The sequence below is a fragment of the Afipia sp. Root123D2 genome (assembly GCF_001425835.1).
In the GTDB taxonomy this organism is placed as follows: Bacteria; Pseudomonadota; Alphaproteobacteria; order Rhizobiales; family Xanthobacteraceae; genus Afipia.
This window is the reverse complement of the sequence record NZ_LMDP01000001.1, coordinates 832,753-857,765: the sequence shown is the minus strand read 5'-3', so window position 1 is coordinate 857,765 and position 25,013 is coordinate 832,753. Positions and strand designations below refer to the sequence as shown.

Sequence of the window (25,013 nt, the reverse complement as noted above, 5' to 3'; positions counted from 1 at the left end):
GAGGCTCGCCCCGAATCGCGCCCCGCCCGATTGGCCCGCTCCCTTTATGCGACTGGATAGGCGAGCGGCTTGCCGGCAAAGAACGCGTCGAGATTGGCGATCACACAATCCTGCATCCGGCGGTGGCCGTCCAGAGTGTGGCCGCCGACATGAGGTGTCAGCACCACGTTCGGAAACCCGGTCAGCGCGTCCGGCGCATGCGGTTCCTTTTCGTAAACGTCGAGACCGGCGCCGGCGATCACCTTGTTGTCCAACGCCTCAACCAGTGCCTTTTGATCGATCACCGACCCGCGCGAGATATTGATCAGCGTGCCGTCGGCGCCAAGACGTTTCAGCATCGCGGCGTCGATCATGTGATGCGTGTCCCGTCCGGCGCGGACCGCGATGATCAGCACGTCGCACCACTCCGCCAGCGCTTCGAGACTCGGAAGGTAGGTGTAGGGCACATCGTGCCGGCTGCGGCTGAAGTAGCCGACCTCGGTTTCGAACGCCGCCGCGCGCACCGCGATCTTGCGGCCGATTTCGCCCATGCCGTAGATGCCAATTTTTCGCCCCGTCATGCCGGGCGGCGGCGTCATCAGCGGCGACGGCTTTGCCGACGCCCACGCGCCGCTGCGCAGATAGTCATCGGCGGGCAACAGCTTGCGCGTCACCGCGAGCATCAGTGTCAGCGCAAGGTCTGCAACCGAGGCCGCATTCGCCGCGGGACTGTTGCCGACCGCAATGCGGCGCGCCTTTGTCTCGGCGAAGTCGATGCCGTCATAACCGGTGCCGTAGCAGATGATCGCCTCCAGCGAGGGCAGCGTATCGAGTACCGCGGCGGGGATGACCTGACCGCCCGCAGTGAGCATGGCGCGGATCGGCTTGAGCTGTTCCGAGCTGAACGTCTCGATCGGCGCCTTGCCCCTGCCGTCGAGCAGATCGAAGCGCTCGCCGATGCGAACCATCTGGGCCTTGGGAAAACGCGAATAGATCAGGACTTGGTGCGGCATCGTTCAGCTTCCAGCACAACTTGAAAACAGAAAAGGCGGAGCGGGTTTGATCCCGCCCCGCCTTTGATTTTTCTCAGTCCATCGCTCCGATCAGGAGTTCAGGCTGCCTGGCTCAACCTTGACGCCCGGGCCCATCGTCGAGGAGACCGCGATGCGCTGGACATAGGTGCCCTTGGAACCCGCCGGCTTCGCCTTCACCACTGCGTCGGCGAGCGCCTTGATGTTCTCGACCAGCTTCTCTTCCGAGAACGAGGCCTTGCCGATACCGGCCTGCACGATGCCGGCCTTCTCGACGCGGAACTCGACCGAACCGCCCTTGGCGCCCTTGACGGCGTTGGCGACGTCCATGGTCACCGTGCCGATCTTCGGGTTCGGCATCATGCCGCGCGGGCCGAGCACCTTACCGAGGCGGCCGACCAGCGGCATCATGTCAGGGGTGGCGATACAACGGTCGAAATCGATGCTGCCGCCCTGCACTTTCTCGACGAGGTCTTCAGCACCGACAACGTCGGCGCCTGCAGCCTTGGCTTCTTCCGCCTTGGCACCGCGTGCGAACACGCCGACGCGGAGCGTACGGCCGGTGCCGTTCGGCAGCGTGACGACACCACGGACCATCTGGTCGGCGTGACGCGGATCGACGCCGAGATTGATTGCAATCTCGATGGTTTCGTCGAACTTCGACTTGGCGCGTTCCTTCACCAGCTTGACCGCATCTGCGATCGGGTAAAGCTTCTCGCGGTCGATGCCCTCACGGGCCTTAGCAAGCTTTTTTCCAATTGCCATGACCGTTACCCCGCCACCTGAAGACCCATCGAACGGGCAGAGCCCTCGACCATCTTCATGGCCGACTCGACGGTATCGCAATTGAGATCCTTCATCTTCTTTTCGGCGATCTCGCGCACCTGCGCCTTGGTCACCTGGCCGGCCGAGTCACGGCCCGGCAGCTTCGAGCCGGACTGGATCTTGGCCGCCTGCTTGAGGAAGTAGGACATCGGCGGCGTCTTCATCTCGAAGGTGAAGGAACGATCCGCGTAAATGGTGATCACCACCGGAATCGGGGTGTTCTTTTCTTCTTTCTGCGTCTGCGCGTTGAACGCCTTGCAGAATTCCATAATGTTGAGGCCGCGCTGACCGAGCGCGGGGCCGATCGGTGGCGACGGGTTCGCCGCACCGGCCGGCACCTGAAGCTTCAGGTATCCGGTCACTTTCTTTGCCATGGTTCACTCCTCTTTCGAGCCCGGCTCATCCGGACTTTCAGGGACCGTGGTTCGGTTCGATGGGATGACTGGCGATCATCCCTCCCCTCCCACGGCATTCTCACCGCCCCCGCCGATATCCGGCGCGGACGAAAACGATCAGACCTTCTCGACCTGACCGAATTCCAGTTCGACCGGGGTCGCACGGCCGAAGATCGACACCGCGACCTTCACGCGCGAACGCGCCTCGTCGATTTCCTCGACCACACCGGAGAACGAGGCAAACGGGCCATCGGCCACACGCACGTTCTCGCCGATCTCGAACGACACCGACGCCTTCGGCCGCTCCACGCCTTCCTGCACCTGATGCAGGATGCGCATCGCCTCGGCCTCCGAAATCGGCATCGGCTTGTTTTCCGCGCCGAGGAAGCCGGTCACTTTCGGGGTGTTCTTGATGAGATGAAACGCCTCGTCGGTGAGGTTCATCTTCACCAGCACGTAGCCCGGGAAGAACTTGCGCTCGGCATCGACCTTGCGGCCGCGGCGCACTTCGGTGACCTTCTCGGTCGGAACCAGAACCTGTTCGAACAGGTCCTCCAGCCCACGCTGCTTGGCCTGCTCGCGAATGGATTCGGAGACCTTCTTCTCGAAGTTCGAGTAAGCGTGAACGATGTACCAGCGCATGCTCATTGTGTCAGTTCCGCGCCTGTCAGGTATTGATGCCGAGAATGAACGTCACCAGGATCCGGATCATCTGATCGGCGACGAAAAAGAAAATCGAGGCCAAAGCGACCATCACGAACACCATCAGGGTGGTGATCATGGTTTCCCGCCGGGTCGGCCACGTGACCTTTGAGGTCTCGGTGCGAACTTCCTGCAGGAATTTGAACGGGCTCATAGCCATCGTTTGCGATCCAGGTCTGATCTCGAAAAACTGCGAATCTTCTTGAATCCGGACAGCCCTCTCGTGTGCCCAACCTCTTTTGAAGGATGAGCCGCCAAGCGGGCTCGATTGTCCGGGGATGTAAAGCCGCGCCGGAAATCCGCAAGCGGGCCGACAGCAGGTGGCGTTCTCTACTGCGGGACGGCCGCAAGGTCAAGGTCGCGGCCTGCGCGCCCTGCCCCGGAATCAGCTTTCGAGCCCGAAAACCGGCATGGATCCCTCGGGACGGCCCAAATCGAGGTCAGATGTGCCGCCCAGTCCAAATCCTCGGCGCTTGTCCGCCCGCCAGTCCAAGACGACTGGTCTGGGCTGACCTATCAACGCTGCGGTCAGATTTCCCCTGACCGCCCAGCGACCACCACCCCAGAGGGCCGCCGCACCGGATGATGGTGAATTTCGTCCAGAGACCGCAACAATCAAGGAAACGATCCATGACAAAAATCTTGCCGCCGCCCTGCTCCTGCTCCTGACCGCTTCAGGGCTGGGCTCCGCTACCATCGCGGCCCCTATGGTGGCTGCCGCCGCAACTTTGCGCCCCGGCACGACCCACGCCTGCCCTCGGGGTTTTCACATCGGGCCGTGTGGCCGCTGTCACTGCAACGGACGATAGCCGATGCTTCGGGCTTCATAGAGGTTGTGGAACCAAACATGCTCGCGCAGGACCATGACCAGCAGGCATAGATTTCAGAAAGCCAAACCTGATGTGCGAATGAGCGCTCATCGATTTCAATAAGGTATCCTGTTAAGCTGTACACAGACTGGATGAGAAAGGAGCTGAGTAGTAAGATCGGTCCTATTAGGACTTAAGGTTTTTTTCAGATGATTTATTTTTTGATTGCTGGCGCAGTCGCGCTGGCCGTTGTCTTTTTTATTTATAGTGGCCAACATCATCGCAGTACTGCGATCCTCGTAAACCACGCCAACGGACATCAAGTGAAGCGCGCTGTAACCGCGCTGGCTTTGCTTGTGGCAGGATTCGCAGGCTGGAAAATCAGCGACCATCGCGCTCACTTAAGAGCCGACCGGTTACTTCAGGCAGCGGCGTTAGCTGATGCCGCCGAAGACCGATCAGACCTGAAAGATATTCGCCTTCTGTCGATTGCATTGGAGCCGCGCCTTGCGAAGGAGCGCGACCCATTGACAGTTTCCTTGCTCCTGAGAAATCTGATCTACACTCGCGTCGTCTTCAAAGAAGGCCACAAGCCTCGCGTCACCGGCTACAAATGGGATGACCTTGACGACAGTTACCGCAAGACCCTTCTTGATCCGACTTGCAGCCATTACTGCGGCGGCCTCACCATCGAGTATCTGGCTGCTCTCAAAGCCTTTGGCATACCCGCCCGCAAAATTGGCATTTATCCCAAAGTCAACGATCTGCCTGAGGTGGCCGATAGCCACGCAAGCGTCGGGTCTCTGATAAGCGGCAAGTGGATCGCGCTCGATCCAACGTTCAACATATCGATCAAAAATACTAACGGAGAGCGCATCGGCTGGCTCGATGCCGGGAAGCTGGCAAACAAAGGTATGGCTGTTTCGTTTGATGCTGACGGATTCAAACAAAAACAAGGGCGTTCCCTCGCCGCCTATCTTGCCAAAGCTGGCCTCACGTTCCGCGATCTGACGCAATACCTAAACACTTCTCCTTATTGGGACGGCGCAGTTGCAATGCCAGCGACGAAGTATCCAGCCGATTGGGATGGGATACTTCACTATGCTGACGGAACAGCATTTGACGCTGTCAGGACTGACTCGCAGGCCATCTACACGCTGTTGGCGGGAGATTTGTCGCCAGATGAATAGATGGCTACTCGCATGTGCTGCCCGGCATGCAGCAGGATACAGCGGCCAAGGTCGATGCTGACTTGATCGCTGCGCGGTCGAAGTCGTGAACGATACGGCTGGGCTGAGAAGTCGCCAGTGCATTGGATAGCAAATCGGTGACAGGCCCGACTTTAAAGAACAGATCCAGAATCAATTTTTGATGGAATACCAGTGACTTACGCTGGCAGGAGTGGCAGGGCTCGAACCTGCGACCCCCGGTTTTGGAGACCGGTGCTCTACCAATTGAGCTACACTCCTATCGGCCGCTTCTATAGCGAACCCTTTTCGCCGCGTCACGCCCCTTGTCTGGCATTTTTGGGAACCGCTCGCATCGCGGACCGTGCCTTGACTTGATGGCCATGCACTTTCCTAATGGTTCGATCGAACCAAGCGGACGGACGGAATGGCTGGGATCACGGCGTGAAAAATGTTTCTTTCATCCGCCGGATGTCCCTCACCCAACGCCTGCTGGCTCTGACTCTGGCAGCCACCCTGCCTGGCCTGATTGCGCTGATCTACAGCGCGATCGATCTGCGCAACACGCGCTATGCCGAGGTGCGGACCGAGGCGCTGCGCAATACCCAGTTCATCGTTTCCGAACTCGATCACATCTTCGACGGCGTCGAAGCCACGCTGCACGCGGTGTCGCAAGCTGCCGATGTCCGGCATGGCGATCCGCAGGCCTGCTCCGCCTATATCAGCCGGATCCGGGAAAAGGTGCCGGCATTGACCTCGCTTCTGGTCGCTAACGTCGACGGCACCGTGCGCTGCTACAGCGAAGGCACGTCGGATGCCAACTTTTCCGACTGGCCGTACTTCCAGAATATGCTGAAGAGCAAGACGTTCTCGATCGGCACCTATACCGCCAGCCGCATCTCCCGGCTCAACGCCGTGCCGGTCGCTTTGCCGGTGCTGTCGGCAGACACTGTCGAAAGCGTCGTGATGGCCGGCATCAATCTCGACTGGCTCAACACCGAGATCAGCCATCGCGGCACGACCCGGGGCGGCACCATCGTGATCGCAGATCGAGACGGGATCATTGTTTCACGCTCGCCCGCCCCTGAAAAATACGTCGGGACAAAAATCACCGAGCGCGCTGCTGCTCTGGTCAATGCGGACAAGGCCGGCGTCGCCGACGTCCTGAGCCCGGACGGAACCCAGCGAATCGCGGGCTACGTTCCTGCCTCTCTGACGCCGTTCGGTTTTTACGTCAGCGCCGGGACATCGCGCGCCGAGGCATTCAAATCGATCGACAGTGCGCTCTATGCCAGCATCCTGCTGTTCGTGTTCGGCAGCGGGATCGCGCTGATCCTCGCCTGGCTGGTGGGCGAAGGCTTCATCCGAAGGCCGCTGATGCGCCTGGTGGCGACCGCCGAAGCCTGGCGGAAGGGTCATGACGCCGCACGCACCGGCATCGTCAACCGCGACGACGAGATCGGAATCCTTGGCCAGACTTTCGACCGGCTGATGGATGAGAACGCAAGCCGCGAGGAGCAGCGCAACCTCGCCGAGGCCCGGCGCGAAATCCTCGTCCATGAACTCGCTCATCGCGTCAAGAACACGCTGGCGACGGTGCAATCCATCGCCTCCCTCTCCTTCCGGAACAGTCAGGGGCCGGAGGCGCTGCGCGGTTTCCACGACCGGCTGCAGGCGCTGGTGCGCAGCCACGACCTGCTGACCCACCGGCACTGGGAGCACGCCGATTTTCAAGAGATGGCCGAGGCCGCGCTGGCGCCGGCACGCGAGGATCGTGCCCACCGCTTCACTCTGTCGGGTCCGCGCGTCAATCTGCCGCCCGGCACGGTGGTGCCGACCTCGATGATCCTGCACGAGCTTTGCACCAACTCGCTGAAATACGGCGCACTGTCGAACGACCACGGCCGCATCGTGATCCGCTGGACCACAACGCCGGACGAACGCGGCACCGCGCTCGATATCGTCTGGAGCGAGGAAGGCGGGCCACCGGTCAAGCCGCCCGAGCAGGAAGGCTTCGGCACCAAACTAATCGCGAGCCTGACTCGCCAGATGAATGGCGGCTTCGACGTCGAATACGCGCCTGCGGGCATCGTTTGCGAGATACGTCTGGTGACCCCGCTGAACGAGCCGCGCCAATAAACTCCGCCGTAGCCCGGCCTGACCCTGCTCAGGCCGCATGGCCGCCCCGCATTATGTCCAAAACGTGGCGTCTTAACCGCCTGTTGACTCAAAATCCCTAGAAATTTCGGCAGTTGAATTTGTCAAATTGTCGAATTTCCTGGAGGCAGAATGCACAGGCTTTGGTCCGTTTCCGCTCGCATCATGATTGCAATTTCGCTGGTGGCCGCCGCCTCCTGCATCGGTCTTGCCACCTTCGGACTGTGGCGTCAGCAGACCGCAATCGACCTTGCCCTGCATCGCGAACTGCAATCCGATTACGTCAACATGCTGAGCGCAATGGAAGCCGACACCCGCACGGTCCAGGTGGTCGCCAACGCGCTCGCCACCATGCCGGAACTGAAAAAGGTCGTTGCAGCCAAGGATCGGGAAGCGACACTCAAGCTCCTGGACAGCACGCTGGCCTCAATCAAGCCGCTCGGCGTCGAACTGATCACCATTCAGCTTCCTCCGGGCGTCACGCTGGCGCGCGTCCATAACCCGAAGGTGTTCGGCGACAACGTCACTGCCCGGCGCAAGATGGTTGCTCAATCGATCTCGACCAACAAGGCGCTCGGCGGCATCGAGGCCGGTCATGACATCCTCAACATCTTCGGCACCACGCCGATCGTCGATAACGGCACCGTGCTGGCCACGGTCGATGTCGGCGCGCCGTTCGGCAAGGCTTTCGTCAAGTCGATGAAAGAACGCTTCGGCGTCGATGTTGCGATTCACCAGATCAGCGACAATGCCGTGAAGACGCTCGCCTCCACGACCAATGCCGCCCAGCCGTCGCTCGACACCATCAAGCGCGCTCTGGCCGGTGAAACGATTTTCACCGAAGCTGAGGCCGCAGGTCATCCGACGTCCACCACCTATGGCCAGATCAAGAGCTTTTCCGGGCAACCCATCGCGGTCATCGAAATCGTCCGCGATACCTCGGCCTACAGCGAACTGGCGCGCACTTCGGCGATGTGGCTCGCGGCCGGTGCCGTGGCCGCTGTCCTGATCGCGATCCTGATCGCAGCCTGGGTGGGACGCAGCCTCGCCCGTCCAATCCTGACGCTCGAGAGCACCATGCGCGCGATCACATCCGGCAAGCACGACATCGTCGTGCCGGGTGGCGAACGCCGCGACGAGATCGGCTCGATGGCCCGTGCGGTCGACGTGTTCAAGGATGGGTTGATCGAAACCGGCCGGCTGCGCACCGCGCAGGAAGGGCAACGCATCGCGGCGGAGACTGAGCGCCGTGAGGCGGTTCTTGCCCTCGCCGCACGCTTCGAAGCCGGCGTCGGCGGAATCGTCAACGCGGTCGGCAGCGCGGCGACCGAACTGCGCAGCACCGCGGTGTCGATGGCAAGCACGGCGGAAGAAGCGACCCACCAGACCACCACGGTCGCCGCCGCGTCCGAGGAGGCCTCGCAAAACGCACAGGCCGTCGCCGCCGCGATCGAGGAACTGAATGCGTCGATCAACGAGATCGCCCAACAGGTCAACGAGTCGGCTCAGGTCGCCGGTCAGGCCGTCAATCAGGCGACCCAGACCAACGCCGAGGTTCAAGGCCTTGAGGAAGCGGCCCAGAAGATCGGCGACGTCGTCAAGCTGATCAACGAGATCGCCGAGCAGACCAACCTGCTTGCGCTCAACGCGACCATCGAGGCCGCGCGCGCCGGTGAAGCCGGCCGCGGTTTCGCCGTGGTGGCATCCGAGGTGAAGGCGCTGGCGACGCAGACGTCGAAAGCGACCGAGGAAATCTCCTCGCAGGTCGGCGCCATTCAGGCAGCGACCCGCACGTCGGTCGAGGCGATCTCCGGCATCACCCACACCATCGGCAAGGTCAACGAGATCGCCAGCGCAATCGCCTCCGCTGTCGAGGAGCAAGGTGCGGCGACCCGCGAGATCGCGCACAATGTCGCCCAGGCCGCACGCGGCACCGGCGAGGTTTCGGCCAACATCGCCGGCGTCAAGGAAGCCGCGCGTGAAACCGGCATTGCCGCAGATCAGGTGGTAGCGTCAGCAGCCGAACTGTCGAAAAACGGCGAGACGCTCAAGCAACAGGTCGATGCCTTCCTGAGCGAGGTTCGCGCGGCCTGACCGCTTCATCGATGCGAGAATAAAAAGCCGCCCTCACCGGGCGGCTTTTTATTTGGCGGTCCCGGACCACTTGTCCCGGACGCGATGCAGCGTGCAACGCTGCTTCGCAGAACCGGGACCGTTTCAGAAGCGGAGTGTGGAACGGCCCCGGATCAGTAGCGCACCGCTAATGCGCTGCGCATCGTCCGGGGCACGGCTTCCCGAGCTCCTAACCCGGCCCTTTCATCGCCTTGAACACGCCGTTCGCCATCGCAACGCAACGGCCGTCGACGCTCAGTTCGGTGTTCATGAAAATCAGCGTCCGCGTGCTGCGTACGACGCGCGGCTTCGACACCAGCAGCTCACCGATCTTCGCCGCGTCGATGAAATGCGTATCCATCTGGATCGTCACCACGGCGCTCGATCCGCTGCCGATCCGCGCCGCCATGCCGAGCGACCGGTCGGCCAGCGTCATCAGCAACCCGCCCTGCACGAAGCCGCGCCGGTTCTTGTGCTTGGGCTGAGCGACAATGGCATAGTCGTACGTGTCGCCATTTGTTCTCTGCCAAAGAGGCCCAACCAGATGAATGAAGCCGTCGTCATCGACGATCGTCCAGCCGTCCTTGATCATTTTCTTGGAGCTTGCATCGCTCATTGTTCATTTCATTCCAGATTTGCGATGAATGGCCGCGCAGGTTTCCGATCAATTTCCGGTTTTTGCCGCCGGTTTGACCTCCGTCGCCCTGTTCAATCGCGGGGTTTTGTATCAATCTTGCGCGCGACGCCGCCGGTTCAACCATGTCCGGCACGAAGACGAAACAAGAAAATCCCGGAGGCAACATGAACGTCCACGCCGCGCCGAAACAGACCAAGGTCACACCCGCGCTCCCGTCAGCGAAGCCGGAAACAATCGGGCTTTCGCCGGTGCGGCTGCAGCGGATGCACGACGCCTTCCAGCGTGAGATCGACAAGGGCACCACGCCGGGCGTAGTCACGATGGTGGCGCGGCGCGGCCAAATCGGGTGGTTCGAGGCCCTGGGGACGCAAAATCCGGCCGAGAGCGCGCCGATGGCGCGCGACAGCATCTTCCGCATTTTCTCAATGACCAAGCCGCTGGTGTCGATCGGCATCATGATGCTGGCCGAGGACGGCGAACTGCTGCTCAACGATCCGCTCGCCAAGTTCATCCCCGAATTCGCCAATCAGAGAGTCGGCGTCGAGCGCAACGGCCAACTGGAATATGCGCTGCCGATCCGCCCGATCACCATACAGGATTTGCTGCGCCACACCTCCGGCATCGCCTACGAAATCACGGGCAATGGCATGGTGCAGCGGATGTATGCGAAATCGAAAGTCCGCAGCCGCGACATCACCAATGAGGAGCACGCGAAGCTGATCGCCAGCATGCCGTTGATGTGCCAGCCCGGCTCGGAGTGGAACTACAGCCGCTCAACCGACATCCTCGGCCGCGTCATCGAAGTGATCTCGGGTAAGACGCTGGAGGCTTTCCTGAAAGAACGCATCCTCGTGCCGCTGCAGATGAACGAAACCGGCTTCCACACGGCGAAAGAAAACAAGCCTCGCCTCGCCGAGCCATTCTCGACCGATCCCTGGACCGGCGACAAGGTGCAGTTGTTCGACCAGACCGAAGTGCCGAAAATGCAATCCGGCGGTGGCGGACTGGTCTCGACCGCGATGGACTACGCGCGGTTCTGCCAGATGCTGCTCAATGGCGGTGTCCTCGACGGCAACCGCGTGATCGGCCACAAGACGCTGAAGTTCATGGCCTCGCCCCATGTCGCGCCGGGCGTCAAGCTGGAGACGCATCTTGTGCCGCCGGGCCATAATTTCGGCCTCGGCTTCGCGGTGCGCACCGATGAGGGCTTGGCCCCCTATGCCGGTTCGGTTGGCCAGTTTTTCTGGAGCGGCGTCGCCGGCACCTTCTTCTGGATCGATCCGCAGGAAGAGATGTTCGCGATCTTCCTGTCGCAGGGTCCGGGCCAGCGCGAGTATTTCCGCACGCTGATCCGCAGCCTCGTCTACGCGGCGGTGGAATAAGAGCGCACACAGCGCGTGTCATTGCCGGCATAGCTGTTCGACGAGCGGCGGCGCTTCGCTCCTATGACCCGGCGATCCATCCTTGAAAATTCTAGATGGACGCGCGGGTCAAGCCCCCGCGCGACAATTCCAAAGCCAGTTCAGAAGCTCAGCACCGCGCCAATGACGATCGAGCGCGTGCGTGAGCCGTCAGCGCCGGTCGCTGTAGCGCGGCGAAAACATGTTCTTCACCTGAACCAGCAGCGTAATCACCCAGGCCCCCGCGAACAATCCGGCAAGGCCGAGCGCCGTGCGCCGGTCGATCAGCGACAGACCGGTCCAGTACCAGACGCGATAAAGCAGCAGGCCGGTGGTCGCGACGCCGAGCACGCAGACCAGAAACTTGAGCCCGCGCGTATTGGCGACACCCAGCGCACCGAACAGCAGCGTCGCTGGAATCAGGAACAACTGGCAGGCGGAGATCAACGCTTCGTTCATGGGCCCCTCGTGGCGAATCGCGAAGGCATTATAGCGGGCGCAGCGCATCGCCACGCCATCGCCGGCACAAAAAGAAAGCGGCCGGGATAAGGCCCGGCCGCGGTTCTCCGACATCGATCCCGAACAATCAGCTGATCGTCGCACCGCCGTCGATCACCATCGACTGGCCGGTCATGAAATTGCCGGCGGCGGAGCCGAGGAACACCGCCGCGCCCGCGATCTCGTCGGGAATGCCGATGCGCAGCAGCGGCGAGCGCGCGGTCGAGACCTTGAGCGTATCGGGATTGTCCCACAGCGCCTTGGCGAAATCGGTCTTGATCAGGCCCGGCGCGATGCAGTTCACGCGCACATTGTGCTTGCCGTATTCGCAGGCGAGATTGCGTGCGAGCTGCATGTCGGCCGCCTTCGACACGCAATAGGCGCCGATGGTGGTCGAGCCTTTGAGACCGCCGATCGACGACACGATCACGATCGAGCCGTCCTTGCGCTCGATCATTTGCGGCACCACCATGCTGATCAGCCAGTTATTGGCGACGATGTTGTTGCTGAGGATCTTGTTGAACTGGTCATCGGAGATATCGGCCAGCGGCCCGTAGTACGGGTTCGACGCCGCATTGCAGACCAGCACGTCGATCTTGCCGAACGCACGGTTGGCTTCATCGACCAGGTTCTGGAGATTTTCCTTTCTGGAGATGTTGGCGGCGATCGCGATGGTCTTGCCCTTACCGTGCTTGTCGTTGATCTCCTTCGAGACCTGATCGCAAACGTCCTGCTTGCGCGACGAGATCACGACCTTCGCGCCATGCTCTACCATGCGTTCGGCGATGGCGCGGCCGATGCCGCGGGTCGAACCGGTCACCACGGCGACTTTGCCGGTCATGTCGAACAGTGTCATTTGCTAACCTCCCCTGGACTATCGTTTGTCATGGCCGGGCTTGTCCCGGCCATCCACGTCTTGCGCGGCTTGAAGTAAAGGCATGGATGCCCGCGACAAGCGCGGTGATGACGGCACAATGTTTTGAAGCGCCGCACCCTTCCCTCACCCCAGCTTGTTAGTCACTTCCGGCCCGGCCGGCTGATGCATCGCGTCGTGCGACGGATCGGCGATCCACGGCTGCTGGTTGATCATCGGCACACGCCATCCGCTGTGATGATCGCCAGACAGGAAATCCAGCCGGGTCACGGAGCAGTTGTCGATAGTGAAGGCAAACCCGGCGCCGGCCGGCAACCCGAGCGCATGGGCGATCGCCGCCTTGATCGGTCCACCATGCGACACACAGACAATGTCTTTTCCCGCATGCGCTGCGCTGATGCGCTTGATGCCCTCGACGGTGCGGTCGGACAGGTCGTTGAAACTCTCACCGCCCGGTGCGCGCTCTTCGGCCGGAGCGAACCAGTAGCTGGCAATCGCAGCCGGACGCAACGCGAAGAACTCCGCGCGGTTCAATCCCTGCCATTCGCCAAGGTCCTGTTCAGCGAATGCTTTTTCGTGTGGCATTGATGCCGGCTTCGGAAGGCCTGCAGCCCAGATCGCAGCCGCGGTCTGGTGCGTGCGCTTCAGATTGCTGGAGAACCACACCGCATCCTTCGGCAGAAAGCGCGCGACCCCCTTGAACACGACGGTGTCGCTGCAATCGCAGCCGATATCGGACTGTCCGTAGATTCGGCCGCCATCCTCGCGCACCGGCGCATGACGCACCCACCACCAGCGCGTCGAGGTCTGCCCCGCACGCACCGCATGTTGCGCAACGAATTTCGGAGAAGTGGCTGCTGACATCACACGCCTCAGATCGGCTTGCCGGCGTAGGGCATCGATGCGGTCAGGCCGCCGTCGACCGGGAACGCCTGGCCGTTGACGTAGGAAGCCTCGTCGCTGGCGAGAAACAGTCCCATCGCGGCCAGTTCATGTGGCTGGCCTGCCCGCTTGAGCGGATTGAGCTGGCCGATCTTGCCGTCGGTGCCGCGCTCTTTCGCATTGTCGAAAATCGGTTTGGTCATGCCGGTCTCGATCAGTCCGGGGCACACCGCATTGATGCGCACGCCGGTGCCCGACAGAGAATACGCCGTGGTTTGCACCAGGCTGATGACACCCGCCTTGCTCGCCGCATAAGGATGGCCGCTGGCGCCCGACTTCAAACCGGCGACCGACGCGGTGCAGACGATGGCGCCGTGACTCTGCTTCACCAGATGCGGAATCGCATATTTCACCGCGAGGAACGGGCCGATCAAGTTGACGCGGAGAATTTCCTGCCAATGCTCGACGGTCTGCTCGGCGAGCGGCACCAGACCGCCGCTGATCCCGGCGTTGGCCCAGATCGCATCGAGCTTGCCATGAGCCGAGATCGCCTTGGCGATGAAGGCCTTCACGTCGCTTTCCGAACCGGCGTCGGCGACCATCGCTTCCGCAGTACCGCCCGACTTGCGAACCTGCTCGACGGTTTCTTTCACGCCCTCCGTCTTGTCCACCGCGATCAGTTTCGCGCCTTCTTTCGTGAACAGCAGCGACGCCGCGCGGCCGATGCCGCTGCCCGCGCCGGTGATGATGACGGACTTGCCTTCGAGGCGACCCATGACGTTCTCCAGATTGAATTGGCGGAAACCTGATGAGCCTCGCCGCAGTCCGCGCAGGCAAATCCGCGAGGCAACCAACGCGGCGCGCGAGCGCCGCGTCGTAAACTACTTCGCGCCGGCCAGCTGCGCGTATTTCCACGACGCCTGCGCCAGCGGAATGCGGCGCGCGGCCGATTCCTGGGCCTTGGCGTTCGCTGCGGTGCCATCGACGATGCGCTTGGCGATGCCCTGCACAATGCCGGCAAGGCGGAACAGATTGTAGGCGAAGTACCAGTTGAGGTTCGCAATCGGAGGAACGCCTGCAGCTTTGCAGTAGATTGCTTCCGCCTCGTCCATCGTCGGAATATTGAGCGCCTTGAGATCAGCGCCATCAAGCCCCGGCATCACCCACTGCATCAGCAAATAGGCAAAATCGGCCATCGGATCGCCGAGTGTCGACAACTCCCAGTCCAGCACCGCCTTCACCTTCGGCTTGTCGGCGTGGAAGATCATGTTGTCGAGGCGGTAATCCCCATGCACCACAGAGACGCGTCTCTGCTCCGGCACCGTGGTTGGCAGCCATTCCATCAGCCGATCCATTTCGGGGATTGGGTCGGTTTCGGATGCCTTGTATTGTCTGGTCCAGCGGTCGACCTGGCGCGCGAAGTAGTTTCCGGGCTTGCCGAAATCACCCAGCCCGATCTTCTCCGGATCGTAGCTGTGCAATTGCGCCAGCGTTTCGATCTTCGCCGTGAAGACCTCGCGCCGTTCCTTGGGCTGCAAATCCGGCAACGTCGGATTCCAGAACACCCGGCCCTCTTCCATCGACATGATGTAGAAGGCCGAGCCGATCACCGCATCATCCATGCAGAGCGCGTAGGCGCGCGCCACCTGAAAGCCCTGCTTGTGCAGGGCCGCGATGACCTTGAACTCACGATCCACGGCGTGAGCCGACGGCAGCAGTTTGCCGAACGGCTTGCGCCGCATCACGTAGGAAGTTTTCGGCGTATCGAGACGATAAGTCGGGTTCGACTGACCGCCCTTGAATTGCGAAACAGTCAATGGCCCCGCATAACCCTCGACATGCGAGGCCATCCAGCGATCAAGACTTGCTTCGTCGATCCGATGTCGCTCTTCCACCGGCTTGGTGCCGGAAAAGTCAGCATCGTTCCTCACGCCGAGACCCATTTACCGAACTCCGATCAGCTTCTTAGTGTTTGGCCGGAGCGTTCGCATACTTCCGAAGCTCAAGCCGTGCGATGGCACGATTGTGAACTTCATCGGGTCCGTCCGCAAGACGCAGCGTGCGAACGTGCGCGTAGTCGCTGGCAAGCCCGGCATCATCGGAAACGCCGGCGGCGCCGAAGGCCTGGATCGCTTCGTCGATGATCTTGAGCGCCATGTTCGGAGCTGCAACCTTGATCATCGCGATCTCGAGCTGCGCGGTCTTGTTGCCGACCTTGTCCATCATGTCGGCCGCCTTGAGGCACAGCAGACGATTCATCTCGATGTTGGTGCGAGCCTCGCCGATGCGCTGCTCCCAGACCGACTGCTCGATGATCTTCTTGCCGAACGCGGTGCGCGACGACAGGCGCTTCACCATCTTCTCAAGCGCTTCTTCGGCCTTGCCGATGGTGCGCATGCAGTGATGGATGCGGCCCGGACCGAGGCGGCCCTGCGCGATCTCGAAGCCACGGCCCTCGCCGAGCAGGATGTTGCTGGCCGGAACGCGGACGTTCTCAAGAAGGATCTGCGCGTGACCGTGCGGCGCATCGTCGAAGCCGAACACCGGCAGCATCTTTTCGATAGTGATGCCCTTGCTGTCGAGCGGAACGAGAATCTGCGACTGCTGCTGATGCCGCGGCGCGTTCGGATCGGTCTTGCCCATGAGAATGGCGATCTTGCAGCGCGGATCGCCCGCACCCGACGACCACCACTTGCGGCCGTTAATGACGTAGTGATCGCCGTCACGCTTGATGCTGGTTTCGATGTTGGTGGCGTCCGACGAGGCAACCGCAGGTTCGGTCATCAGGAACGCGGAGCGGATTTCGCCGTCCATCAGCGGGCGCAGCCACTGGCGCTTGTGCTCCTTGGAGCCGTAGCGCATCAGCACTTCCATGTTGCCGGTGTCCGGCGCGGAGCAGTTGAATACTTCCGAGGCCCAGCTGATGTGGCCCATCTGCTCGGAGAGCAGCGCGTATTCAAGGTTGGTGAGGCCGGCGCCGCGGAATTCGTCGTCTTCATGCGTCGACGGCGGCATGAACATGTTCCACAGGCCTTCGGCCTTCGCCTTCTTCTTCAGGTCTTCAAGAATCGGGATCACCTTCCAGCGATCGCCCTTCGCGTCCTGCTCCCGGTAGATCGGCACTGCCGGGCGCACGTTCTTTTCCATGAATGTGGAAACGCGATTCAGCCAATCCTTCTGGCGATCAGTCATCGTGAAATCCATCGGGCACTCCTGCTCTTGTTGGTTGGAGGATGTCTTGCAACACTCGCGGCGGACTGTCCACAGCAGGTAAAGAACGTCAGCACTGCTGACATTGCAGTTCGACTGTGATCATCTCATCGCAAGAATATCTCGTTGCCGACTTGATTTCATACATTTGTTTGAATTACAAGGGTGCAGGCAAACAATTGTTTGATTTGTGTTTCGCTACGCGAAACATCCTCCACCAGGTGCGCAATTTTCAGTTACGGTAGCTTTCATGTCGAGCGATCAAACCCGGGCCGCCATTCTCACCGCCGCCGAAACGCTGTGGGCGGAACGCTCCTTCGGCGAAGTGACGATGCGCGACATTGTGTCCTCCGCAGGCGTCAATCTCGCCGCGGTCAATTACCATTTCGGATCGAAGGACGAATTGCTGGCTGAATTGTTCGTCAGCCGCACCACGGTGCTGAACCGCGAGCGCTTCGCCGAACTCAAGGCGGCGGAAGAAGCCGGCGGAGGTCAGCCCAGCGTCACCGCGATTCTCAATGCACTGGTCGGCCCGCCGCTGCGCTGGTGCCTCAGCCCGGATCATCAGCGCTCGGCGGCGGCGCGATTCATGACGCGCGCGTCGGTCGAGACCGTGCCGCCGATCAAGAAGATCGTCGACCGCGAATTCCGCCACTTGCAGAGGTTCGCGACCGCACTGTGCAAGGCCCTGCCCGGCCGCGACGAAGTCGACGTCTATTGGGGGTTGCACTTCGCGCTGGCGATGATCCGCCAGACCGTGACCGACAGCGAGCGCCTGCGCAAATTGTCCGGCGGATTGTGCGACACCAGTGACACCGACGACATCATCCGCCGCATCGTCACCATTGCGGCCGGCGCGCTTGTTGGCAACGCCACCGCGATGCCCGCGCGTGCGCAGCGCAAATCAGGCTAGATTCCGTTCAGACCGAGCCGTCCCGCTGCTCGAGGAACGCGTCCAGCGGCACGTCGGCCTGCAACTCCGCGACGTCCACGAACGTGACCGGATTCAGCCGCTTCCGATTGACGGTCAGATCGAAGACATCGAATCGATTGTAATAACCCGTCACGTCGTGGAATTGTTTCGGCTCGATGCAGCGCGACAGATCGAATTCGGCGTAGGCGATCCCCTCTTCATCCTGCAGCATCTCGCCGATGGCCTCGGCCGTGGGGTCGACGAAGAAACTCGCGGCGCGCGGCGTGCGATCGATCACGTCGGCAACGGACGGATCGCGCGCGATCAGGAAGTCGCGCATCGCCTTGTCGGTGTATCCCGCGGTGATGATGCCGAAAGCCTTCGCCTCGAATGAATGGGCGCTGGCGCGAATCCGGTTGGCGGCGACGTTGTTGAAGTTGCCGCTGTAGTTGCCGCCCGCGCCGGGACGGCGCGTCGGCCACATCGGCGGCCAACTTGAAATGTGAATCTGTTCGGCCTGCGCCATCAGCGTATAGCGCGCCAGAGGGTTGGTATTCTCGCCGCAGATTAGGTTGCCGACACGCCCCGCCGACGTGGCGGAAACCTTGAGGCCGGCGCCGTCGCCCGCCGCCCAGATCAGCTTTTCGTAAAACGTCGGGACCAGCTTGCGGTGATGATTGAGGATTGCGCCGTCGTGCCCGATCAGGATGTTGCTGTTCCAGATCGCACCGACGCTCGCCGGTGAGCTTTCGCTGATGCCCATCGACACGGTGACGCCGAGCGCGCGCGCTTCGCGGCGCAGCGCAGCGATTTCAGGCCCCTGAGCCGAGACCGATTGCTCCGTCATCAGCACGAACAGATCGTGATTGTCGATCGGCGCCCACAGCGCGGCCCACACCGGAAAAGCCGGAATGTAGGTTTCTGGAAACGCGATCAGTTGCGCGCCTGCTTTCGCCGCCTCGCGGATAATCGAGATCGCCTTGGCAGTGGTCGCCGCACGATCGAGGAAAACCGGCGCCGCATGGACCGCAGCAACTTTTACAGATGACATTTCGGATGCCCCTCCCGCTCAAGACGTATTTTCTTGCAGTATAGGCGCACAGCATGGCGCACCGAAAGCCAACGTTCGGATGAGAAGGCCAGCCATGCGCGGCGGTACGGAAGATACGCGCACATCATCGCCGCATCGCGCGGCAGTCTCAACGGAAGATGATCGTCGGGAGTCCACGCAGGTTGCGGCGCGAAGCTGGAGCGGGTGAAGGGAATCGAACCCTCGTATTCAGCTTGGAAGGCTGCTGCTCTACCATTGAGCTACACCCGCGTCGCGCCGATGACCTAGCATGGCATCCCGGCCGTCTCAACCGCCCCCGCGATCCTGTCTGTGGGCCGCCGGCCGATAACTCCATCCCCTCCCGGAACCCCACCGGCATGCGCGCCGTTGACGGCAGCGGCACGGCTGGGGATTGCCCGGGATCTCCCCGGCTGCCGCAGCAGGAGCCAACAACGGAGTGGCGACATGACCGGCAAGGACAAGCCTCACGATTCGAAAAAGCAGGACAAGATCAAACACCCCGGCATGATGGGTGACGGCACCGAGGAGCAGAATCTCGGCGAGCGGGGCGATCCATCGGCCCGGATCAAGAAAAGCGAGGTCGAAGAAGTCTTCGGCAAGCAGACGCCGAAAAAAGGCTGAGGCCGGCGCGCTCGCGGCCAAATAAAAACGCCCGCGAAATGTGAATTTCGCGAGCGTCTTCAATATGGTGGGGGAAGAAGGACTCGAACCTTCGAAGCCATACGGCGGCTGATTTACAGTCAGCTCCCTTTGCCACTCGGGACACTCCCCCGCTTTCGCCATCGAACCGCCTTCGCGCCCTGTCGGGCGGCTGGACGGCCATGGATGACGGTTAAAAGCGAGCCCGCAGACGGGCACCCGGTCGGGCGCGTTTATGCGGGAAGCGGCAGGGCAAAGTCAACCAAGGCTGTGACCAAACTGACAAATCGACCGATCCCACCGGAACAGCAAATTGCCAAGTTTCCGGCGCCGTGAGACAAGCCGCCATGAGCGATCGCGACCGAAAGCCCCGTTTCAAGGACCGCAAGCCTGCCTACGGCAAGGACCGTGGCCGCCCCCGCCCCGGCGGCGGGCAGCCCTATCGTGGCCGCGAGGGCCGGTCGTCGGACGGCCCCGTCATTCTCTACGGCTGGCACACGGTCGCCGCCGCGCTCGCCAATCCCGAGCGCAAGATTCGCAAGCTGTTTGTCACCGAGAATGCCGCCAAGCGGCTCGCCGACGAAAATATCGACACCCGAGTGACGCCCGAGATGGTGCGCCCGTCGGAGATCGACCGTCGGCTCGGGCCGGATGCGGTGCATCAGGGACTTCTGGCGGAAGCCGATGCGCTTCCCTCGCCGGACATCGACACCCTGCCGCAGGACGGCATCGTGCTGGTGCTCGACCAGATCACCGATCCGCACAATGTCGGCGCCATCCTGCGTTCAGCGGCGGCGTTCGCGGTGAAGGCCGTGGTGACCACCGCGCGCCACAGCCCGGAAGCGACCGGCGTGCTGGCAAAGTCGGCATCCGGCGCACTCGAACTGGTGCCGCTGGTAACGGTGCAAAATCTCGCCCGCGCGCTCGGCGAGATGAAGGACGCCGGATTCATGACGGTCGGTCTCGACAGCGCCGGCAGCGACAATCTCGCGGATGTGCAGTTGCAGGCTCCGCTCGCTCTGGTGCTCGGCGCCGAGGGCAAGGGCCTGCGCCAGCTCACCCGCGAGACCTGCGGCATTGTCGCGCGCATGGACATGCCTGGCGAGATCAAGAGTCTCAATGTATCGAACGCCACCGCGCTCGCACTCTACATCGGCGCCAGCAAGCTCGGTCTGATGCGTTGAAGGTTGTGCTGACCTCATCCTGAGGAGCGCCGTCCAACGGCGCATCTCGAAGGATGAGGTCTGAAGATTATGGCCTCATGAGTCGAGACGCGAGGCATTCGCCTCGCTCCTCACCATGGGGGGCTCATAGTCCGCCGCACAAACGAGAAACGCCCGCTCGCACCAGGTGCGAACGGGCGTCCAAGAGTTCGACAGCTCTTGGGGTGGTTAGTAAACCCGATGATGCGGACGCGCGCGGGCACGCTGCTTGGCGTAATCCGAATAACCGTTGCGCTGGACAACGCGCGGGCCGGGCCGTGACGTGTAGTAATATTTGGTGCCCGGACGCTGATAGCGGTGATGCGGACGACGCATCGGCTGCGGACGCACCGCCCGTGGCGTGTGATAGACCGCGCGATGATAGCGGTGGACGCGCTGAAGGGCGCGGCGGCTATAGATGCCCGGGCGCTGAATTCGCACGCCGTCGTAGTAATGACTGGTGGCGTTGCCGTAAGGGCCGCCGTTGTAGCCGTAATAATAAGGCTGGCGATAGGCATGCCAGCCCGATACCGCGCGCTCCTGATAGGTCGGCACCGGCGCGATGTTGCCCGGACCCGTGTAGAGCGGCCCCTGATCGACGTAGTAGTACTGCGGACCGCGTGCCGACCACGGACCCATCGGGTTCGGCAGATGCTCACGGTGACCGCGAGCATAATAGTCCGCGCCGTAACCGTAGCCGTAACCGCTGGTAACGCCGAAATTGAATCCCTGCGAGCACGGATTGTAGCAGGCCATCGCCGGGGCCGCACTCACCGCCAAGGCAAGGGCTGCCGCCGCTGCCGCAATTATCTGACGCATCTTACTCTCTCCTGTGTGTCTCTTTTTATCGGTAACCGTTATTTGCGAAATTGCTGAAAACCGCGCGGTTCGGGCGGTGCCACGATCACGGCTGGCGGATCGTAGGGAATGTCCTGCCGAGCCGGTGGCGCCGACTGGGCGGAATAGGATTTGTGATAGCTCTCGGCCGGCTGCGGCAGCTTGCGGTTCGCAGGCGGTTCGATTTCCAGGCGGCCGTAACCCGGCTTGCGTCCGAGGCTTGGATAATAATGGCCGACCGGCGGCTGCTCGTAGCTGTCCCAGCCGCCATAGACCGTCGGCTGAACGACAAAATGCTTCGCGAGGCCCCGGTCACCTTCGACAACGGCGTAGGCGGCATCGCGGCCGTTGATGATCACCGGCACGCCCGGGCGGCCCGGAACAACCAGAACCGGTCCGGTATCGGCCAGCGCCGCCAGTGATGTTCCGACCAGAATTGCAACCGACAATGCCGTTCGCCGCATGGCGACCTCTTTCTTATTGAGGCAGCACCCTAATCCACGCTGTCCGAACAGGTGTTAAAGCTGGCCGCCAATCTCGCGGTAAGCCTAACGCGAAAGGTTACGACCCCGTTCAATTGCGCGGTTTTGCGATAAGGTTTTGGAAAGCGGAAAAGTTAACGGCCAGAGCAGCCAGAGGCGCCTTGACGGTCTTGTCCAGTGGCGACAGCGCTGATAGCTGTCTGTCCGGATGCCGGTTTAGCTCAGCGGTAGAGCAGCGGTTTTGTAAACCGAAGGTCGGGAGTTCAATCCTCTCAACCGGCACCAGAACATCCGGCACCTAAAACTCGTCAAATTGCGGGTTCCCGCATTTTATCGCCAACAGACGAAACGCCGCACTGATTCGTTGCACGCAATCGGTGTGGTTCCCGGAACTTCATCGGCAAAGTCGCGTTGCTTCTCCAGATTCATTTGAGACAAGGAGGACGCATGATGACAATTACAAAATTTGCCGCCGCAGCCCTAATCGGAACCTCGCTGGTCAGCGGCGCTGCATTCGCGCAAACCGCAACCAAGCCGTCGACTCCCGCAACCAGCGCCACGCCCCGTGCAGCTACGTCACAGAGCTTCACCGATAACTGGCGTGCGTCGAAAGTGATCGGCCTGTCCGTCTATAACGAAGCCAACGAAAAACTCGGGAGCATCAGCGAACTGCTGACCGATAAATCCGGCAAGATCACCGCCGCGATCATCGGCGTCGGTGGCTTCCTTGGCGTCGGACAGCATGACATCGCCGTGAATTTCGATCAGTTGAAGTGGGTCGATGAGCCGGTGAAGGCGACCACGGCATCTGCGGACAAGATGCCCGGCGCACCGGGTGCTTCAGGCGCGTCGAAGTCGACCACAGTCGGCTCGTCGTCCGGCGGAGGCATGGCAGCCTCGACCAAGAACCCTTGGTATCCCGATCACGCGGTGATGGCCGGCACCAAGGAGCAGCTCAAGGCGATGCCGCAATTCAAGTATTCCGGCACGCAGTAACGGCCTTATCACCGCAGGCCAATCCAGGCCGATGGTGAAAATCGGATACTGAATCGACAGACGAGGAGCGGTGCCATGGCGCATCGCTCCTTTTTGTTTGCTCCCGCCGCGGTTACAGAAACGACAGCAGGCAAACGCTGTTGATGACGACGGCCGCAGCCAGCAGCACCGCAAGCGTGCAGTTCAACGAGCCACCTTCGTCAGAAACTTCGGAAAGTCGAATCATCTTCGTCATGCGGATTATCTGACGGAGATTCGGGTGAAGAGTCCCAATGATTGTTTTTTGCGGACCGTCTTGCGAACGGACCGATTCCGAGTCCGTCTGACCGAGTCGCATCCTCACTCCACCCCCACATACCCGGCCTGCGCCGGCGCCGTACCACGAGCCCTTGTGTCACGTGGCATGTGTTGCACAATGGCGCCTGTAACAGGGAGCAACGAGAACAAGATGACCGCGAAGAGTCTCATGAACGAATATCCGCCGGCGCAGGACAGGCTGGTCACGCTCGCGAACTGGCGCACGCAGCCGTTCAACGACTGGAGTTACCGCAACGTTCGCCGCCTGCTGCCGACAGCCGATATTCCGGCGTCGCGCACCCCATCGCCATTCGACGACGCACGTCAGGATATAGGCGGCATCACGCTCCAGGACGCTGAGGGCAAAACCATCGCGCTGAACGCGTGGCTGCGCGGCACCAGAACCAACGGCTTCGTGGTTCTGCGGAACGGCCGCATCGTCACCGAATGGTATGGCGAGGGCATGAACGGCACGACGCCGCACATCGTCTTTTCGGTCAGTAAGTCGATCTGCGGCGCGCTCGGCGGCGTTCTCGCGGCGCAAGGCGTGCTGGATCCGGACCGGCCTGTTACCGCCTACATTCCCGAGATCGCATCGAGCGTCTACGGCAGCGGAGGATGTACGGTCCGGCACCTGCTCGACATGTCGGTCGGCATCAAATTCGAGGAAGACTATCTCGATCCCGAAGGCGACGTGGCGCGCTATCGCCGCGCGGTCGGCTGGGATGTGACCCCGCCGGGCCACAGCGTGATCGACCTGCGCGGTTTTCTCGGCATGCAAAAGCCCGACGGCAAGACGCACGGCGACACGTTCCACTACGTCTCGACCAACACCGATATGCTGGGCTGGGTCTATGAGCGCGCTTCGGGCCGCGCGCTGTCCGATCTTCTCAGCGACCACCTCTGGAAGCCGATGGGCGCCGAGGTTGATGCCTACATCACGCTCGATGCCCACGGCGCGATGCGGGCCGCCGGCGGGATCTGTGCCGCCCCCCGCGATCTGGCGCGCTTCGGCGAAATGATCCGCCGCCGCGGCGTGGTCGATGGCCGGCAGGTGGTGCCCGGGTCATGGATCGACGACATCAATGAGAACGGCAGTGCCGAAGCCTGGGCGCGCGGAGACTTTGCCGAGGTTTTCCCCGGCGGGAATTATCGCAGCAAGTTCTACCAGATCGACCGCAAGCGGCGCACGCTCGCCTGCCTCGGCATCCACGGCCAGTACATTTACATTGATCCCCCGTCGGAGACCGTCATCGTTCGTGTCGGCTCAGACCACATCCCGCTCGACCTTCCGGCCACGCACACATGGCGGCGGGCGTTCGACGCGATCGCGGCGCATTTCTCGTGATTCCCGCGAACCGTCAATTCATCGCCACGATGCCTGCATTGAGCGTCGTGGCATAAGCGACCCAGACAAGGTACGGCGCAAGCAGCCAGGCCGAGAGACGATCGGCCTGCGCGCTTGCGGCAATCGTCATGACGATCGCCACGACCAGCAAAACGATGACGATCAGCGCAGCGACGATGGCATGAGCGCCGAAAAAGATCGGCGACCACGCAGCGTTCAGAGCCAGCTGGATCAGAAACCAGATGATGGCCTTGCTTCGTTGCGGCGACGGCGCAGCCCTGTCCCACAGCCGCCACAGCGCCACGGCCATCAGGACATACAGGATCGTCCACACGATGGGGAATGCCGCGAGTGGCGGCGTCCATGACGGTTTCGCCAAGGCGGCGTACCATGTTGCGATCTGCGGACGCGTCACCAACGATCCAAGAAACCCGACGGCGAGACACAGCAACAGACACAACAGCAAACGGCCGGAGGATTTCAGCGTCATGACGACTCCCACAAACGACGCTCAACGGGCAAGCCGCCG

At 61.8% G+C, this 25,013-nt stretch carries 26 protein-coding genes, 4 tRNA genes and 1 pseudogene; 11 read left to right on the top strand and 20 right to left on the bottom strand.

Annotation, left to right across the window (positions count from 1 at the left end):
• Window positions 1-44 precede the first annotated feature (44 nt).
• From ASC80_RS04135 to secE, 5 genes are all read right to left on the bottom strand, one after another.
• Complete coding sequence (locus ASC80_RS04135; RefSeq protein ID WP_056293047.1) at window positions 45-992, bottom strand: 2-hydroxyacid dehydrogenase; 948 nt, start codon at window positions 990-992, stop codon at window positions 45-47.
• Between the two features lie 90 nt (window positions 993-1,082).
• Window positions 1,083-1,775, bottom strand: a complete 693-nt coding sequence (gene rplA / locus ASC80_RS04130; RefSeq protein WP_056293044.1) for a 50S ribosomal protein L1 — start codon at window positions 1,773-1,775, stop codon at window positions 1,083-1,085.
• 5 nt (window positions 1,776-1,780) lie between these two features.
• On the bottom strand, window positions 1,781-2,209 hold the full coding sequence (gene rplK / locus ASC80_RS04125) for a 50S ribosomal protein L11 (protein WP_056293042.1): 429 nt from the start codon (window positions 2,207-2,209) through the stop codon (window positions 1,781-1,783).
• Window positions 2,210-2,347: 138 nt separating this feature from the next.
• Complete coding sequence (gene nusG, locus ASC80_RS04120) at window positions 2,348-2,878, bottom strand: transcription termination/antitermination protein NusG (protein WP_011441168.1); 531 nt, start codon at window positions 2,876-2,878, stop codon at window positions 2,348-2,350.
• A gap of 19 nt (window positions 2,879-2,897) precedes the next feature.
• Window positions 2,898-3,092, bottom strand: a complete 195-nt coding sequence (gene secE, locus ASC80_RS04115) for a preprotein translocase subunit SecE (RefSeq protein WP_056293039.1) — start codon at window positions 3,090-3,092, stop codon at window positions 2,898-2,900.
• Window positions 3,093-3,614: 522 nt separating this feature from the next.
• Here secE and ASC80_RS24705 point away from each other — a divergent pair.
• Window positions 3,615-3,741 (top strand): annotated as a pseudogene (locus ASC80_RS24705) (GCG_CRPN prefix-to-repeats domain-containing protein); the annotation flags it as partial.
• 209 nt (window positions 3,742-3,950) lie between these two features.
• Window positions 3,951-4,931, top strand: coding sequence for a transglutaminase-like domain-containing protein (locus tag ASC80_RS04110; protein ID WP_056293037.1), 981 nt, complete (start codon window positions 3,951-3,953; stop codon window positions 4,929-4,931).
• A gap of 203 nt (window positions 4,932-5,134) precedes the next feature.
• On the opposite strand, the gene ASC80_RS04105 is transcribed toward ASC80_RS04110, so the two are convergent.
• Window positions 5,135-5,210 (bottom strand) — tRNA-Trp (locus tag ASC80_RS04105).
• A 162-nt stretch (window positions 5,211-5,372) separates the two neighbouring features.
• On the opposite strand from ASC80_RS04105, the gene ASC80_RS04100 reads away from it, so the two are divergent.
• Window positions 5,373-7,067 carry a sensor histidine kinase gene (locus ASC80_RS04100; RefSeq protein ID WP_349509647.1) on the top strand — a complete coding sequence of 565 codons (1,695 nt, stop codon included), beginning with the start codon at window positions 5,373-5,375 and terminating at the stop codon, window positions 7,065-7,067.
• A 150-nt stretch (window positions 7,068-7,217) separates the two neighbouring features.
• Window positions 7,218-9,179, top strand: a complete 1,962-nt coding sequence (locus ASC80_RS04095; protein ID WP_056293033.1) for a methyl-accepting chemotaxis protein — start codon at window positions 7,218-7,220, stop codon at window positions 9,177-9,179.
• 208 nt (window positions 9,180-9,387) lie between these two features.
• On the opposite strand, the gene ASC80_RS04090 is transcribed toward ASC80_RS04095, so the two are convergent.
• Complete coding sequence (locus ASC80_RS04090) at window positions 9,388-9,813, bottom strand: PaaI family thioesterase (protein ID WP_056293031.1); 426 nt, start codon at window positions 9,811-9,813, stop codon at window positions 9,388-9,390.
• Window positions 9,814-9,998: 185 nt separating this feature from the next.
• On the opposite strand from ASC80_RS04090, the gene ASC80_RS04085 reads away from it, so the two are divergent.
• Window positions 9,999-11,216 (top strand): serine hydrolase domain-containing protein, encoded by a 1,218-nt coding sequence (locus tag ASC80_RS04085; protein ID WP_056295584.1) that lies wholly within the window; start codon window positions 9,999-10,001, stop codon window positions 11,214-11,216.
• A 189-nt stretch (window positions 11,217-11,405) separates the two neighbouring features.
• Here ASC80_RS04085 and ASC80_RS04080 read toward each other — a convergent pair whose 3' ends face one another.
• The 6 genes from ASC80_RS04080 to ASC80_RS04055 form a co-directional block, all read right to left on the bottom strand.
• Window positions 11,406-11,693: a hypothetical protein gene (locus ASC80_RS04080; RefSeq protein WP_056295583.1), complete on the bottom strand. Its 288-nt coding sequence runs from the start codon at window positions 11,691-11,693 to the stop codon at window positions 11,406-11,408.
• A gap of 127 nt (window positions 11,694-11,820) precedes the next feature.
• On the bottom strand, window positions 11,821-12,588 hold the full coding sequence (locus tag ASC80_RS04075; protein WP_056293028.1) for an SDR family NAD(P)-dependent oxidoreductase: 768 nt from the start codon (window positions 12,586-12,588) through the stop codon (window positions 11,821-11,823).
• Window positions 12,589-12,732: 144 nt separating this feature from the next.
• On the bottom strand, window positions 12,733-13,470 hold the full coding sequence (locus ASC80_RS04070) for a histidine phosphatase family protein (protein ID WP_056293026.1): 738 nt from the start codon (window positions 13,468-13,470) through the stop codon (window positions 12,733-12,735).
• An 8-nt stretch (window positions 13,471-13,478) separates the two neighbouring features.
• On the bottom strand, window positions 13,479-14,264 hold the full coding sequence (locus ASC80_RS04065; RefSeq protein ID WP_056293024.1) for an SDR family NAD(P)-dependent oxidoreductase: 786 nt from the start codon (window positions 14,262-14,264) through the stop codon (window positions 13,479-13,481).
• A gap of 105 nt (window positions 14,265-14,369) precedes the next feature.
• The gene (locus ASC80_RS04060) at window positions 14,370-15,431 is read right to left on the bottom strand and encodes a phosphotransferase family protein (RefSeq protein WP_056293021.1); all 1,062 of its coding nucleotides are present in this window, start codon (window positions 15,429-15,431) and stop codon (window positions 14,370-14,372) included.
• Window positions 15,432-15,453: 22 nt separating this feature from the next.
• Window positions 15,454-16,692, bottom strand: a complete 1,239-nt coding sequence (locus tag ASC80_RS04055) for an acyl-CoA dehydrogenase family protein (protein WP_056293020.1) — start codon at window positions 16,690-16,692, stop codon at window positions 15,454-15,456.
• A gap of 256 nt (window positions 16,693-16,948) precedes the next feature.
• Between ASC80_RS04055 and ASC80_RS04050 the strand changes: the two genes are divergently transcribed.
• Window positions 16,949-17,611: a TetR/AcrR family transcriptional regulator gene (locus ASC80_RS04050; protein WP_056293017.1), complete on the top strand. Its 663-nt coding sequence runs from the start codon at window positions 16,949-16,951 to the stop codon at window positions 17,609-17,611.
• A 7-nt stretch (window positions 17,612-17,618) separates the two neighbouring features.
• Here the strand turns inward: ASC80_RS04050 and ASC80_RS04045 are convergent, their stop codons facing one another.
• Window positions 17,619-18,662, bottom strand: a complete 1,044-nt coding sequence (locus tag ASC80_RS04045; RefSeq protein WP_056293012.1) for a carbon-nitrogen hydrolase family protein — start codon at window positions 18,660-18,662, stop codon at window positions 17,619-17,621.
• A 196-nt stretch (window positions 18,663-18,858) separates the two neighbouring features.
• Window positions 18,859-18,932, bottom strand: a tRNA-Gly gene (locus ASC80_RS04040).
• 195 nt (window positions 18,933-19,127) lie between these two features.
• On the opposite strand from ASC80_RS04040, the gene ASC80_RS24110 reads away from it, so the two are divergent.
• A complete protein-coding gene (locus tag ASC80_RS24110; protein WP_200941142.1) occupies window positions 19,128-19,304 on the top strand; it encodes a hypothetical protein in 177 nt (58 codons plus the stop codon).
• Window positions 19,305-19,369: 65 nt separating this feature from the next.
• Here ASC80_RS24110 and ASC80_RS04035 read toward each other — a convergent pair.
• A tRNA-Tyr gene (locus tag ASC80_RS04035) sits at window positions 19,370-19,455 on the bottom strand.
• A gap of 214 nt (window positions 19,456-19,669) precedes the next feature.
• On the opposite strand from ASC80_RS04035, the gene rlmB reads away from it, so the two are divergent.
• Window positions 19,670-20,506: a 23S rRNA (guanosine(2251)-2'-O)-methyltransferase RlmB gene (gene rlmB / locus ASC80_RS04030; protein ID WP_056293010.1), complete on the top strand. Its 837-nt coding sequence runs from the start codon at window positions 19,670-19,672 to the stop codon at window positions 20,504-20,506.
• A 207-nt stretch (window positions 20,507-20,713) separates the two neighbouring features.
• On the opposite strand, the gene ASC80_RS04025 is transcribed toward rlmB, so the two are convergent.
• Complete coding sequence (locus ASC80_RS04025) at window positions 20,714-21,343, bottom strand: hypothetical protein (protein ID WP_056293008.1); 630 nt, start codon at window positions 21,341-21,343, stop codon at window positions 20,714-20,716.
• Window positions 21,344-21,381: 38 nt separating this feature from the next.
• Window positions 21,382-21,825 carry a hypothetical protein gene (locus tag ASC80_RS04020; protein ID WP_056293005.1) on the bottom strand — a complete coding sequence of 148 codons (444 nt, stop codon included), beginning with the start codon at window positions 21,823-21,825 and terminating at the stop codon, window positions 21,382-21,384.
• 228 nt (window positions 21,826-22,053) lie between these two features.
• On the opposite strand from ASC80_RS04020, the gene ASC80_RS04015 reads away from it, so the two are divergent.
• Window positions 22,054-22,128: transfer RNA gene (locus tag ASC80_RS04015), tRNA-Thr, on the top strand.
• Between the two features lie 165 nt (window positions 22,129-22,293).
• Window positions 22,294-22,839, top strand: a complete 546-nt coding sequence (locus ASC80_RS04010; RefSeq protein ID WP_056295580.1) for a PRC-barrel domain-containing protein — start codon at window positions 22,294-22,296, stop codon at window positions 22,837-22,839.
• A 112-nt stretch (window positions 22,840-22,951) separates the two neighbouring features.
• On the opposite strand, the gene ASC80_RS24515 is transcribed toward ASC80_RS04010, so the two are convergent.
• Window positions 22,952-23,074: a hypothetical protein gene (locus ASC80_RS24515; RefSeq protein ID WP_283805033.1), complete on the bottom strand. Its 123-nt coding sequence runs from the start codon at window positions 23,072-23,074 to the stop codon at window positions 22,952-22,954.
• A gap of 213 nt (window positions 23,075-23,287) precedes the next feature.
• Here ASC80_RS24515 and ASC80_RS04005 point away from each other — a divergent pair, with 213 nt between their 5' ends.
• On the top strand, window positions 23,288-24,484 hold the full coding sequence (locus ASC80_RS04005; protein WP_056293003.1) for a serine hydrolase domain-containing protein: 1,197 nt from the start codon (window positions 23,288-23,290) through the stop codon (window positions 24,482-24,484).
• Window positions 24,485-24,497: 13 nt separating this feature from the next.
• On the opposite strand, the gene ASC80_RS04000 is transcribed toward ASC80_RS04005, so the two are convergent.
• Window positions 24,498-24,974, bottom strand: a complete 477-nt coding sequence (locus tag ASC80_RS04000) for a TspO/MBR family protein (RefSeq protein WP_056293001.1) — start codon at window positions 24,972-24,974, stop codon at window positions 24,498-24,500.
• Window positions 24,975-25,013 lie beyond the last annotated feature (39 nt).